8 protein-coding genes are annotated in these 12,627 nt (G+C 65.6%); 5 read left to right on the top strand and 3 right to left on the bottom strand.

Features of this window, described 5'->3' with window-relative positions:
- Positions 1 to 23: 23 nt before the first annotated feature.
- The 3 genes from FBY31_RS02305 to FBY31_RS02315 form a co-directional block, all read right to left on the bottom strand.
- A complete protein-coding gene (locus FBY31_RS02305; protein ID WP_142036380.1) occupies positions 24 to 1,385 on the bottom strand; it encodes an alpha/beta fold hydrolase in 1,362 nt (453 codons plus the stop codon).
- Positions 1,386 to 1,390: 5 nt separating this feature from the next.
- On the bottom strand, positions 1,391 to 1,891 hold the full coding sequence (locus FBY31_RS02310; RefSeq protein WP_142036383.1) for a GNAT family N-acetyltransferase: 501 nt from the start codon (positions 1,889 to 1,891) through the stop codon (positions 1,391 to 1,393).
- 145 nt (positions 1,892 to 2,036) lie between these two features.
- Positions 2,037 to 4,583 carry a DEAD/DEAH box helicase gene (locus FBY31_RS02315; protein ID WP_142036385.1) on the bottom strand — a complete coding sequence of 849 codons (2,547 nt, stop codon included), beginning with the start codon at positions 4,581 to 4,583 and terminating at the stop codon, positions 2,037 to 2,039.
- A 93-nt stretch (positions 4,584 to 4,676) separates the two neighbouring features.
- On the opposite strand from FBY31_RS02315, the gene FBY31_RS02320 reads away from it, so the two are divergent.
- The 5 genes from FBY31_RS02320 (at position 4,677) to uvrA (ending at position 12,593) form a co-directional block, all read left to right on the top strand.
- Positions 4,677 to 5,453 (top strand): trans-aconitate 2-methyltransferase, encoded by a 777-nt coding sequence (locus FBY31_RS02320; RefSeq protein WP_142036388.1) that lies wholly within the window; start codon positions 4,677 to 4,679, stop codon positions 5,451 to 5,453.
- A 150-nt stretch (positions 5,454 to 5,603) separates the two neighbouring features.
- A complete protein-coding gene (locus tag FBY31_RS02325; RefSeq protein WP_235012896.1) occupies positions 5,604 to 7,436 on the top strand; it encodes an ABC transporter ATP-binding protein in 1,833 nt (610 codons plus the stop codon).
- Positions 7,437 to 7,522: 86 nt separating this feature from the next.
- On the top strand, positions 7,523 to 9,244 hold the full coding sequence (locus FBY31_RS02330) for an ABC transporter ATP-binding protein (protein WP_200833430.1): 1,722 nt from the start codon (positions 7,523 to 7,525) through the stop codon (positions 9,242 to 9,244).
- On the top strand, positions 9,241 to 9,621 hold the full coding sequence (locus FBY31_RS02335; protein WP_142036394.1) for a GntR family transcriptional regulator: 381 nt from the start codon (positions 9,241 to 9,243) through the stop codon (positions 9,619 to 9,621). The genes FBY31_RS02330 and FBY31_RS02335 overlap by 4 nt, the downstream gene beginning before the upstream one ends.
- A gap of 47 nt (positions 9,622 to 9,668) precedes the next feature.
- A complete protein-coding gene (uvrA, locus tag FBY31_RS02340; protein ID WP_142036397.1) occupies positions 9,669 to 12,593 on the top strand; it encodes an excinuclease ABC subunit UvrA in 2,925 nt (974 codons plus the stop codon).
- The last annotated feature ends 34 nt before the right edge of the window (positions 12,594 to 12,627 follow it).

A 12,627-nucleotide genomic window follows, 5' to 3' on the forward strand; every position in this document is an offset into this window, starting at 1 on the left:
GCGGGCACCTGCCCGGCCGCAGCTCAGCTGCGGACCCCGCGCGCCATTCCCAACAGGCGGTTGAAGATCCCCTCACCATCGTCGGCGATCCCGTCATGGTGGAAGTCCGGCGTTTCCCAGACCTGCAGCCCACGGACGGCCGCGGCCGTCTCCAAGGAGAGGTCCCGGTCCACATAGATGTCCTCCGCATAGACGGCGGCCGCGACAGGCACGCTGTTGGCGGCAAGCCGCCCGGCATCGTAGAGCGGCTTCCAGTCAGGCTTGGCCGCCAGCAGTTCCGCGACTTCGCGCAGCGGCCGCAGAGCAGGGTCCTGGTCGAAATACCACGGATACACCATTTCGCCGGTGAGCAGCAGCGGGTCTGCGTCCGGCCGGAACTCCGGGAACTCGCGCAGTACCCGCCACGCTGACCACTCGGTGGCTTCGCCCTGCCCGTAGATGGACTCATGCATCAGGGCATAGAGCGGGTTGGAGCGGCGCGATACGATGCCCTGCACCTGTTCAAGGAACGGATCCGAAAGCCGGCGGCCGCCGGAAGCGTCCGTGAAGGCATCCTCCAGCAGGTAGTGGAGGCTGTCCACCCTTGTGTTGCCGCCCAGGAAGGCGCCCACCATCTGGAAACGCTCCACGGCGAGGGGGCTGCCGTCGGGCAGGAACTCCGGGGTGGTCCGCAAGTGGTGCGCAATCGCGTCCACCGTGCTCCGGTCCTCCGGGTACCACGTGAAGTACTCGGCGTTCCGTGCCGCCACCCGTTTGAACGTTGCCCGGTACACATCGTCGGCCGGGGCCGCGAGCGGTGCAAGGCCCCCGGTGATCAGCGCCTCGCGCAAACCCTCGGGGGCAAAGGAGAGGTAGGTGAGCGCGCAAAAGCCGCCGTAGCTTTGCCCGTAGATGCTCCAGGGCGGTGAACCCAGGGCAGCACGGATCAGTTCTGCGTCGGCCACGATCGAGTCTGCGCGGAAATGCTCCAGATAGGCTGCCTGCTGCGCCGCCGTCCCCCGCAGGGGCAGCGTATTCCGGTCCAGGGGAGTGGACAGGCCGGTGCCGCGCTGGTCCAGCATCAGGATGCGAAAGTCCTTGCCCGCAGCCTTGCTCCAGCCGCCCAGGGAGCCGAACCTGTTGCCGCTGCCGCCCGGGCCGCCCTGCAGGAACAGCAACCAGGGCAGCCTTGCTGCTTCTTCGGCGCTGTGGGCAGCCGAAACGTACTCACGGGCAAAGAGCGTAATCGCTGCGGAGCTGCCGGAGGCGCCGAAATGGTCCAGGGGCACCCTGAAGTAGTGCTCAACGGTCCGCATGCCGCGGAATTCGTGCCGGGCCCTGGTCTCGTGCTGGACGGTCCTGGTTCCGGAGGTCAGGCGCCCGGCGTCCACGCTGGCCTCAGGCATGTGCGTTAGCCATTGGCGGCGGCCGGAACGGCGCTGCCGAACTGCTCCAGCGCCTCGCCGGTGAGCCGGAATGTGGACCAGCCATCCATGGGCCGGGCACCCAACCGCCGGTAGAAGTTGATGGACGGCTCGTTCCAGTCCAGGACGCTCCACTCCACCCTCGCGTAGCCTTCTTCGACGGCGATTCCGGCCAGGTGCTGCAGCAGGGCCTTGCCGTGCCCCTCGCCGCGGGCCTCCGGGCTGACGTAGAGGTCCTCCAGGTAGATCCCGTGCGCGCCTTCCCAGGTGGAGTAGTTGAGGAACCACAATGCGAAGCCGCGGACTTCCCCGTTATCGTTCTCCGCCATGGCGGCGAAGACCCGGGGGTCGGCGCCGAAGAGAACCTGCTCCAGCATTTCCGGGGTGTTGCGGACGGCGTCCGGTTCCTTTTCGTAGTGCGCGAGTTCGTGGATCATGCGAAGGATCGCGGGGACATCATGCGGGGTTGCAGGGCGGATTACACTCATTGTTCGAGCTTACCGCCGCCGTCGCGCCCGTGCAGTGAGCAGGCGCCCCTTGTGCAGGCGGTTGGCGCAGGCGGTTGGCCGGTGCAGGCGGTTTGCCGGCGAAGGCACCAGCCCGCCCCGGCCCCGTCCCGGCCAACGACGGCTGTCAGAGCCGGTTGACGTCTGTCACGCGGACCACAGCGGTGCCGGATTCGTTCGACGCGTCCAGGTCCACTTCAGCGGAAATGCCCCAGTCGTGGTTGCCGGCGGGGTCGTCAAAAATCTGCCGGACCTTCCAGACGCCAGGTTCCTCCGTGATGATGAGCAGCCCGGGGCCGCGGGCGTCCGGGCCGGTGCCGATATCGTTGTGCTCGTCGAAGTAGTCGTCCAGCACGTCCTCCCAGCGCCCGGCGTCCCAGCCGGCGGCGCCGTCCAGTTCGCCCAGGGCCTCGGCGTCCTCGTCCGCGAACAGCTCCACCCGGCGGAACATCTCGTTGCGCACCATGACGCGGAAGGCGCGGATGTTGGACGTGAGCGCCGGCGGGGGAGGCGGCGGTGCGTCGTGCGGGGTGGGCGCCGCGCCCGACGTCAGTTCCTCCCACTCGTCCAGCAGGCTGGAGTCAACCTGCCGGACCAGCTCGCCGAGCCAGGCATTGAGATCTTCCAGGTCCTCCCGCAGCATGTCCTGCGGCACCGTCTGCCGCAGCGCCTTGAAGGCATCGGCGAGGTACCGCAGCACAATGCCCTCCGAGCGGGCCAGCCCGTAGAACTGCACGAATTCGCCAAAGTTCATGGCACGTTCGTACATGTCCCGCACCACGGACTTGGGAGCCAGCTCGAAGTCACCCACCCACGGGGCCGCCTTGCGGTACACCTCAAACGCCTCGCCCAGGATTTCGGCCAGCGGCTGCGGGTACGTCACCTCGTCCAGCATGGCCATCCGCTGGTCGTACTCAATGCCGTCGGCCTTCATTGCCGCTATGGCCTCGCCGCGGGCTTTCTTTTGCTGCGCAGAAAGGATCTGGCGCGGCTTTTCGAGCGTTGCCTCGATCACGGACACCACGTCCAGGGCGTACGACGGCGACTCCGGATCAAGGAGCTCCAGCGCGGCGAGTGCGAAGGGGGAGAGCGGCTGGTTCAGGGCGAAGTTGGGCTGCAGATGCACGGTGAGGCGGACGGTGCGGCCGTCCGGTCCCTGCTGCGCGGGAGGGATCCGCTCCACCACTTCGGCGGCCAGCAGTTCACGGTAGATCCCCAGCGCCTTCTTCATCAGCTTCAGCTGGGAGGACCGGGACTCATGGTTTTCCGTCAGCAGCCGGCGCGCGGCCGCAAAAGGATCGCCGGGCCGTTCCATGAGGTTCATGAGCATGGCATGCGTCACCGTGAAGCTGGAATTCAACGGCTCCGGCACGGATTCAACCAGCCGCTTGAACGTCGGCTCGCCCCAGGACACAAAACCCTCCGGCGGCTTCTTTTTCACCACCTGCCGCAGCTTCCGCTGGTCGTCCCCGAACTTGGCGGTGGCCTTGGCCATCGCCTTCACGTTCTCGATGACATGTTCTGGAGCCTGCACCACCACGGTGCCCGCAGTGTCGTAGCCCGCCCGCCCGGCCCGGCCGGCAATCTGGTGGAACTCACGCGGGTTCAGCAGCCGGGTGCGTACGCCGTCGTATTTGCTCAAGGCGGTCAGGAGCACCGTGCGGATGGGCACGTTGATGCCCACCCCCAAGGTGTCCGTGCCGCAGATGACTTTGAGCAGCCCGGCCTGGGCCAGCTGTTCCACAAGGCGGCGGTACTTCGGCAGCATCCCGGCGTGGTGCACCCCGATGCCGTGCCGCACCAGCCGGTTGAGGGTTTTGCCGAAGCCGGCGGCGAAACGGAAGTTGGCGATCAGCTCCGCGATTTTGTCCTTCTCCTCGCGGGTGCACACGTTGATGCTCATCAGCGTCTGGGCGCGGTCGATCGCCTCGATCTGACTGAAGTGCACCACGTAGACCGGCACCTGCCTGGTGGACAGCAGCTCCTCCAGCGTCTCGTGGACGGGAGTCTCGTGGTAGTAGTAGTGCAGCGGGATGGGCCGTTCCGCCGAGCTCACTGTGGTGGTGGGAAGCCCGGTCAGGTCCGTCAGGCCCTTTTCGAACCTGCTCACGTCACCCAGCGTGGCGGACATCAGGAGGAACTGTGCCTGGGGGAGCTCCAGCAGGGGTACCTGCCAGGCCCAACCGCGCTGCGGGTCCGAGTAGAAGTGGAACTCGTCCATGATCACGGATCCCAGGTCCGCGGCGGCCCCTTCCCGAAGGGCGATGTTGGCAAGGATTTCGGCCGTGCAGCAGATGATGGGTGCGTCCTGGTTGACGCCTGAATCACCCGTAATCATCCCTACGTTCCCGGCCCCGAAAATCTCGCAGAGCGCAAAGAACTTTTCCGAGACCAGCGCCTTGATGGGGGCGGTGTAATAGCTGCGCCGGCCCTGGGCCATCGCCTGGAAGTGCGCGGCGATGGCCACCAGCGACTTTCCGGAGCCCGTCGGGGTTGCAAGGATCACGTTGGCGCCGGTTGCCAGCTCCATGATCGCCTCGTCCTGGGCGGGGTACAGGTCCAGGCCGCGGCTTTCCGTCCATTCGAGGAACCGGGAGTAAAGGGCGTCAGGATCGACGACGGACGCGGGCAGGTCCCGGGCGGAGACATCGGGCAGCTGGTCAACGAGTTTCATTGTTTTCCAGCTTAGTGCCGGACGCCCCCGGAATTTAGCGAGCCGCAGGATAGGCTTCGGCGGTACCTGCGGCACAAGAAGGTGGAGAAAAGTATGAAATGGGATCCGGCAAAGTACGTTCAGTTCGGCGATTACCGGGACCGCCCATTCTTCGACCTCACCGGAAGGGTCCACGCTGACCGGCCGGTGCAGGTGGTGGACCTGGGGTGCGGTCCTGGAAATCTCACCGCAACGCTGGCTGAGCGCTGGCCGGGGGCCGACGTCGTGGGCCTGGATTCCTCGGCCGAGATGCTTGGCAAGGCGGCGGCCATTGCGGACGGAACACCGTCCCTGCGCTTTGAACTGATAGATATCGCCGACTGGATGCCCTCCGCTGATGCGGATGTCGTGGTGAGCAACGCCGCACTGCAGTGGGTGCCCGGCCACCAGGACATGATGCGGAAGTGGCTGGCCGCCCTTCGTCCCGGCTCGTGGTTTGCCATGCAGGTTCCCGGAAACTTCAATGCCCCGTCCCACGCACTGATGCGCGGGCTGGCCGGATCATCCCGCTGGGAGCCGAAGCTGCGCGGAGTGCTGCGGGGCGGGGAGTCCGTGGGCGAGCCCGGGGAGTACCTTCGGATCCTGCTCGACGCCGGGTTCAGGGCCGATGCGTGGGAGACCAGCTATCAGCAGGTGTTGTCCGGCGCGGACCCGGTGCTGGAGTGGGTGCGGGGCACCGCGCTTCGCCCGGTCCTGGCAGTCCTGTCCCCGGAAGACGGCGCAGCATTTGAGGCTGAATATGCCGCAGCGCTCCGGGACGCCTATCCGCCAACCGTTCACGGCACCGTGTTTCCTTTCCGCAGAATCTTTGCTGTAGGGCGCAAGGGATAGGGGGCGCAAGTCCGTTCGTTGGACGTTCTCTACTAGGCCGTCACGTCGTATGACAGCAAAAGATAGTGATCTGCCTTACAATGGCGGAGTTGGCCGGTTGGGGGGCCGCCATCAGCCGCCCCAGCTGGCGTCCCCAACCGCAGTGGAGGTATGGTGCTGATCGCTCTGATGAGGCGGCTGCTGGAGGGTCATAAAGCCCGGATTGCCGCCATCGTTCTGCTGCAACTGGTCCAGGCCGCGGCCAACCTCCTGCTGCCCACGGTTAATGCAGCGATTGTCGACGACGGCATCGTGGCAGGCAACACCGCAGTCATCTCGCGCCTGGGCGTGGTGATGGGGCTGATTGCCGTCCTGCAGGCGGCGGCAGCCATAGCAGCCGGCTATCTTGCCGCCGTGGTCGCCATGAAGATCGGGCAACAGCTCCGCGGTGAAATTTTTGCCAAAATCCAGTCGCTGTCTTCCCAGGATGTTGCCGTCTTCGGGACCCAGAGCCTGACCACCCGGGCCACCAACGATACCCAGCAGATCCAGTCCTTCGCCGTGCTGGTGTTCACCATGCTGGTGGCCGGTCCGGCCATGGGCGTGGGTGGGGTGGTCCTGGCCCTGCAGCAGGACGTGGCGCTGTCGTCCGTGGTGATCGCCATCGTGCCCGTGCTCCTGCTGATCATGTACCTCATTGTCCGGCGGCTGATTCCGCTTTACCGCGAAGGCCAGGAACTGCTGGACCGCGCAGGCGGCATCCTCAGGGAGCAGATCATCGGCGCCACCGTGATCCGTTCCTTTGTGCGCCAAAACCATGAAGTCCGCCGTTTTGGCCAGGTCAACAGCAGCCTCACCGCCAACAACCTCCAGTCCGCGCTACTGGTTGCCGGCATGCTCCCGCTGGTCATGCTCGTGGTCAACATCTCCTCGGTGGCCGTGGTGTGGTTCGGCGGGCACCGGGTCCAGACCGGCGTGATGAACATCGGTGCCCTGACGGCCTTCATCGCTTACATCCTGCAGATCCTGCTCGCCATCATGATGTCCATGTACGTCCTCATGACTGCGCCCCGCGCATCCGTCAGCGCCGAGCGGATCGGGGCCGTCCTGGACACCGAGCCATCCGTGCGTCAACCGCAGAACCCCCGGTTCCTGTTCCTGGAGCCCCTGCAGCCTCTTCCCCCGGCTGCGGATCCGCTGCAGCGCGTCCCGCTGCAGGATGCCGCCGTCGGGAACGGCCAGCGGCCGCAGCGGGCGGTGCCCGCGACGCTCGAGTTCAGCCAGGTCTCCTTCTCCTATCCGGGTGCGGAGGTGCCGGTCCTCGCCGACATCAGCTTTACCGCAGTTCCGGGCACCATGACAGCCATCGTGGGCTCTACCGGCAGCGGAAAATCAACCCTCCTCAACCTCATTCCGCGCTTCCTGGATTCCACGGCTGGGCACGTCAGCCTGGGCGGGGTGGACATCAAGGGCGTGTCCCTGGACAGCCTCCGGGCATCCATGGCGATCGTTCCGCAGCGGTCGCACCTCTTCACCGGCACTATCGGGGACAACCTCCGGATGGCAAAACCTGACGCAACGGATGGGGAACTTTGGGAGGTTCTTGAGACCGCCCAGACCATGCGCTTTATGCGGGACCTGCCGCTGGGGCTAGCAACCCCGCTGGGCCAGGGCGGCACAAACCTTTCCGGCGGCCAGAGGCAGCGCCTCTGCATTGCCCGTGCGCTGCTGCGCAAGGCGCCGCTGTACCTCTTTGACGACAGCTTTTCGGCACTGGACTACGATACCGATACCCGGCTGCGGCAGGCCCTCCAGGCAACGCTGGCAGCGGCCACGGTGATTATGGTGGCGGAAAGGATCTCCGCAGTTGTTGGCGCCGGGCTGATCCTGGTGCTCGACGGCGGGCGGCTGGTAGCGCAGGGAACGCACCAGGAGTTGCTTGAGACGTCCGCCACCTACCGTGAAATAGCCGAATCGCAGCTGGCCCTGGACGGCAGCCGGTGACCGTTGCAGCCGCCGCCGGGACGGCGACAGCGTTCTGGCCCACCGCCCGCCGTCTCCTTGGACTGCTCCGGCCCTTCCGGCGGCAGATGCTGGGCGCCGTTGCCGCCACCTGCGCGTTCGCGGGCCTCAATGTCGCGGCGCCGAAGTACCTGGGCGACGCCACCGACGTCGTGGTGGACGGCGTCCTCCGCGGGAACCTGGACGAGCACGCGCTGGGATTAATCCTGGGAGCAGTGGCGCTCATGTATATCGGCACCTCCCTGCTCAACTGGATCCAGGGGTCACTCGCCGCCCACTCGGTCCAGGGCCTGATGTACGGACTTCGCGGGTCGGTGGAGGAAAAGCTGCACCGGCTGCCGGTGACCTACTTCCGGGAACGGTCCCGGGGCGACGTCCTGAGCCGTGCCACGAACGACATCGACAACATCACCCAGGCCTTGAACCAGCTCCTGACACAACTCATCATGTCCGTGCTGATGCTCTCCGGCTCGCTGGCCATGATGCTGTGGATCTCGCCCTTGCTGGCTGCCATTGCGATCGCGACGGTCCCGCTGTCCACCTTGATCACCGTGCAGGTGGCGCGGAAATCCCAGGCACAGTTCGACAGTCAGTGGACCGAAACAGGTGAATTGAACGCGCACGTGGAGGAGTTCGTCACCGGCCACGAGGTCATCAAGGCCTTCGGACGGCAGGCGCAGGCAGCAGAAGTCTTTGCCCGGAGCAACGAGCGCCTGGCGCGCGCGGCCACCAAAGCGCAGTACACGGCGGGCGTTGTGCAGCCGCTGATGGTCCTGATGTCCAACCTCAGTTACATCGCCGTGGCGGTGGTGGGTGCCCTCCAGGTGATCGCCGGCGCCATGACCATCGGGGGAATCCAGGCTTTTATCCAGTTCAGCAGGCTTTTCACCCAGCCTGTGGGCCAGATCGGCGGCATGCTCAACCTCATGCAGTCCTGCGAGGCCTCGGCGGCCCGCGTCTTCGCCTTGCTCGATACGCAGGAGGAGCCGCCCGACGAGCCGGCAGCGGATGCTGTTGTCCAGGGGCGCGGACGCATTGAATTCCATGACGTGACGTTCGGTTATAACGATGCCGCGCCGGCGGTGCGCAACCTCTCCTTTACGGTGGAACCGGGCCGGACGGTGGCGATCGTGGGGCATACAGGGGCCGGCAAGAGCACTGTGATCAACCTCCTGCTGCGCTTTTGCGAGCCGGATACGGGGCGGATTACCATCGACACCGCGGATATCGCGGCCTTTCCCCGGGACCTCCTGCGGGCACAGTTCGGTGTGGTGCTGCAGGACGCATGGCTCTTCGCAGGCACTATCCGCGAAAACATCGCCTATGGAAGCCCGGGAGCCGCCGAGGCGGAGATCCTGGCCGCAGCCGAGGCCAGCTACGTGGACCGCTTTGTGAGGTCTCTGCCGAATGGTTATGACACAGTGCTGGAGAACGGGGGTGACGGGCTAAGCCAGGGCCAGCGGCAGTTGATCACCATTGCCCGGGCGCAGTTGGCAGCCCGGGCCGTACAGATCCTCGACGAGGCAACAAGTTCAGTGGATTCAAGGACGGAGCTGTTGATCCGTCAGGCCATGCAGCGGCTGCGCCGGGGCCGGACCAGCTTTGTTATTGCCCACCGTTTGTCCACAGTGCGCGACGCTGATCTAATCTTGGTCATGGACCACGGACGCATTGTCGAGCAGGGCACCCACCAGGACCTCCTTGCTGCGAACAGCTATTACACGCGCCTCTACAACGCCCAGTTCTCGCTGCAGGCGGAGCGCAGCGGCGTGCTTGAGGCCGGCATTTGAAAACGGCGGCCGACTTCCCGGGGGCCTGGAAGCCCAATTCAGCCAGTTCGGTCCCGCTGTTCGAGCAGTTGCGGCTCCAGGTGATCCATTGGGCCGACGCCGGAAAGCTGCCGCCGGGAACCCGGCTGCCCGCCGTGCGGTCCCTGGCGGAACGGCTGGACGTCGCACCCCATACCGTGGCCAGGGCCTACAAGGAGCTCGAGGCCGCCGGCGTCGTGGCCACCCGGGGGAGGAACGGCACCTTCGTCTGCGCCCGCGATGAGCGCCTGGGCGGGCTGTCCGCTGCCGCCGCAGAGTACGCGGCGGCCGCCAAGGCCCAAGGCGCATCGTTCGCCGAGGCGGTGCAGCTGCTGGCCGCAGCCTACGACGGCTCCTGAGAGCTGCCGCGTGGGTGTTCGAAGAAGTTTTCGATTAGCATTAGTGGGTGCCTAAAGCCGTAGCTGAAGAATCTGCCATCCAATCCGTTGACGTTTCGCCCGCCCGCTCCGCCGCGCCCAAGCGTCCGGACTTGTCCCGTCTTGTGGTCAAGGGCGCACGGGAGCACAACCTGCGCAACGTTGACCTGGACCTGCCGCGGGACGCCATGATCGTCTTCACGGGATTGTCCGGCTCCGGCAAATCATCCCTCGCCTTCGACACCATTTTCGCCGAGGGCCAGCGCCGCTACGTCGAGTCGCTCTCCGCGTACGCCCGCCAGTTCCTGGGCCAGGTGGACAAGCCCGACGTCGACTTCATCGAGGGGCTCTCCCCGGCCGTCTCCATCGACCAGAAGTCCACCAGCAAGAATCCCCGTTCCACCGTGGGAACCATCACCGAGATCTACGACTACATGCGCCTGCTCTGGGCGCGCGTGGGCCGGCCGCACTGCCCTGTCTGTGGCGAGCCGGTGGCGAAGCAAACGCCGCAGCAGATCGTCGACCAGCTGCTGGAGCTGGACGAAGGCACCCGTTTCCAGGTCCTCGCCCCCGTGGTGCGCGGCCGGAAGGGGGAATTTGTCGACCTCTTCAAGGAACTCACCGCCAAGGGTTACTCCCGCGCCCGGGTGGACGGAGACCTCGTCCAGCTCAATGACCCCCCCAAGCTGGGCAAGCAGTTCAAGCACACCATCGAAGTGGTAGTGGACCGCCTGGTGGTCAAGGAAGGCATCAGCCAGCGCCTCACCGACTCCATCGAAACCGCCCTGGGCCTCGCCGAGGGCAGGGTCCTCGCCGAATTCGTCGACCTGGAGGCCGATGATCCGCACCGCCTTCGCGCCTTCTCGGAGAACCTGGCCTGCCCCAACGAACATCCGCTGGCCATCGACGAAATCGAGCCAAGGTCTTTCTCCTTCAACAACCCCTTCGGCGCGTGCGCGGCGTGCAGCGGCATCGGCACCAGGCTGGAGGTGGACGAGGAACTCATCGTCCCCAACCCGGAGCTTTCGCTGTCCGAGGGCGCCATCGCTCCCTGGTCCCTGGGTACTGCCACCACGGAATACTGGAACAGGCTCCTGGAAGGCCTCGCGAAGGAACTCGGGTTTTCCATGGATACGCCATGGGAGAAGCTGGGCAGCGATGTCCGCCAGACGGTGCTGCACGGCAAGGACCACAAGGTGGTGGTGCAGTACCGGAACCGGTTCGGCCGGGAACGGAAATACAGCACCGGCTTTGAAGGTGCCATCCAGTACGTCCACCGGAAGCACGGCGAGACGGACTCCGAGTGGGCCCGCGACCGCTATGAAGAGTACATGCGGCAGATTCCGTGCCCTGCCTGCAATGGCGCCCGCCTCAATCCTGCCTCCCTGTCGGTGCTCATCAACGGGAAGTCGATTGCCGACGTCGCCGCCCTGCCCATGCGCGAGTGCGCTGACTTCCTGAACAACCTGGTGCTGACCGGCCGTGAAGCGCAGATCGCGCACCAGGTGCTGAAGGAGATCCAGGCGCGGCTGACCTTCCTGCTGGACGTCGGGCTGGAATACCTGAACCTCGAACGGCCGTCCGCCACGCTCTCCGGTGGCGAGGCCCAGCGCATCCGGCTGGCCACCCAGATCGGTTCCGGCCTGGTGGGCGTCCTGTACGTGCTGGACGAACCGTCCATCGGGCTGCACCAGCGCGACAACCGGCGCCTGATCGACACCCTGACCAGACTCCGCGACATGGGCAACACACTCATTGTGGTGGAGCACGACGAAGACACCATCCACGTGGCCGACTGGGTGGTGGACATTGGACCGGGCGCCGGCGAACACGGCGGCCAGGTGGTCCACTCCGGCTCCTACAAGGACCTGCTGGAGAACACCGCCTCGCTGACGGGGGACTACCTGTCCGGACGCAAGAAGATTGAGGTCCCCCAGAAACGCCGGAAGTACGACAAGAAGCGTGAGCTGAAGGTGGTGGGCGCCCGGGAGAACAACCTCCTGAACGTCGACGCCGCTTTCCCGCTGGGTCTCTTCACCGCCGTGACCGGCGTCAGCGGCTCCGGCAAGTCCACCCTGGTCAACGAAATCCTGTACAAGGTGCTGGCCAACAAGCTCAACGGCGCCAAGCAGGTGGCCGGCCGGCACAAAACGGTCCAGGGCCTGGAGCACCTGGACAAGGTGGTGCACGTTGACCAGAGCCCCATCGGCCGGACACCGCGCTCCAACCCGGCCACCTACACCGGCGTCTTCGACAACATCCGCAAGCTTTTCGCGGAGACCACCGAAGCGAAGGTCCGCGGCTACCTTCCCGGACGCTTCTCCTTCAACGTCAAGGGCGGACGGTGTGAGGCCTGCTCCGGTGACGGAACACTGAAGATCGAGATGAACTTCCTGCCCGACGTTTACGTGCCGTGCGAGGTGTGCCATGGTGCGCGCTACAACCGTGAAACGCTGGAAGTCCACTACAAGGGCAAAACCATCGCCGACGTGCTGAACATGCCCATCGAGGAGGGCGCAGAGTTCTTCGCGGCGTTCTCTCCCATCGCCCGCCACCTGAACACCCTGGTTGACGTGGGCCTTGGGTACGTCCGGCTTGGACAACCCGCCACCACGCTGTCCGGCGGCGAGGCCCAGCGCGTCAAACTGGCAGCCGAACTGCAGAAACGGTCAAACGGCCGCAGCGTCTATGTCCTGGACGAGCCCACCACGGGCCTGCACTTCGAGGACATCCGCAAGCTGCTGATGGTGCTGCAGGGCCTGGTGGACAAGGGCAACACGGTGATCACCATCGAACACAACCTGGACGTCATCAAGAGTGCCGACTGGATTGTGGATCTTGGTCCGGACGGCGGTTCGGGAGGCGGCCAGGTTGTCGCGGCCGGCACGCCTGAGCAGATCGCCAAGTCCACCACGAGCCACACTGCAACGTTCCTCGCCGAGATACTGCCGTAGATCGCCAGCCATCCCCGAAGTATTCCGTAGCGGG

The sequence above is a fragment of the Arthrobacter sp. SLBN-100 genome (assembly GCF_006715305.1).
In the GTDB taxonomy this organism is placed as follows: domain Bacteria; phylum Actinomycetota; class Actinomycetes; order Actinomycetales; family Micrococcaceae; genus Arthrobacter.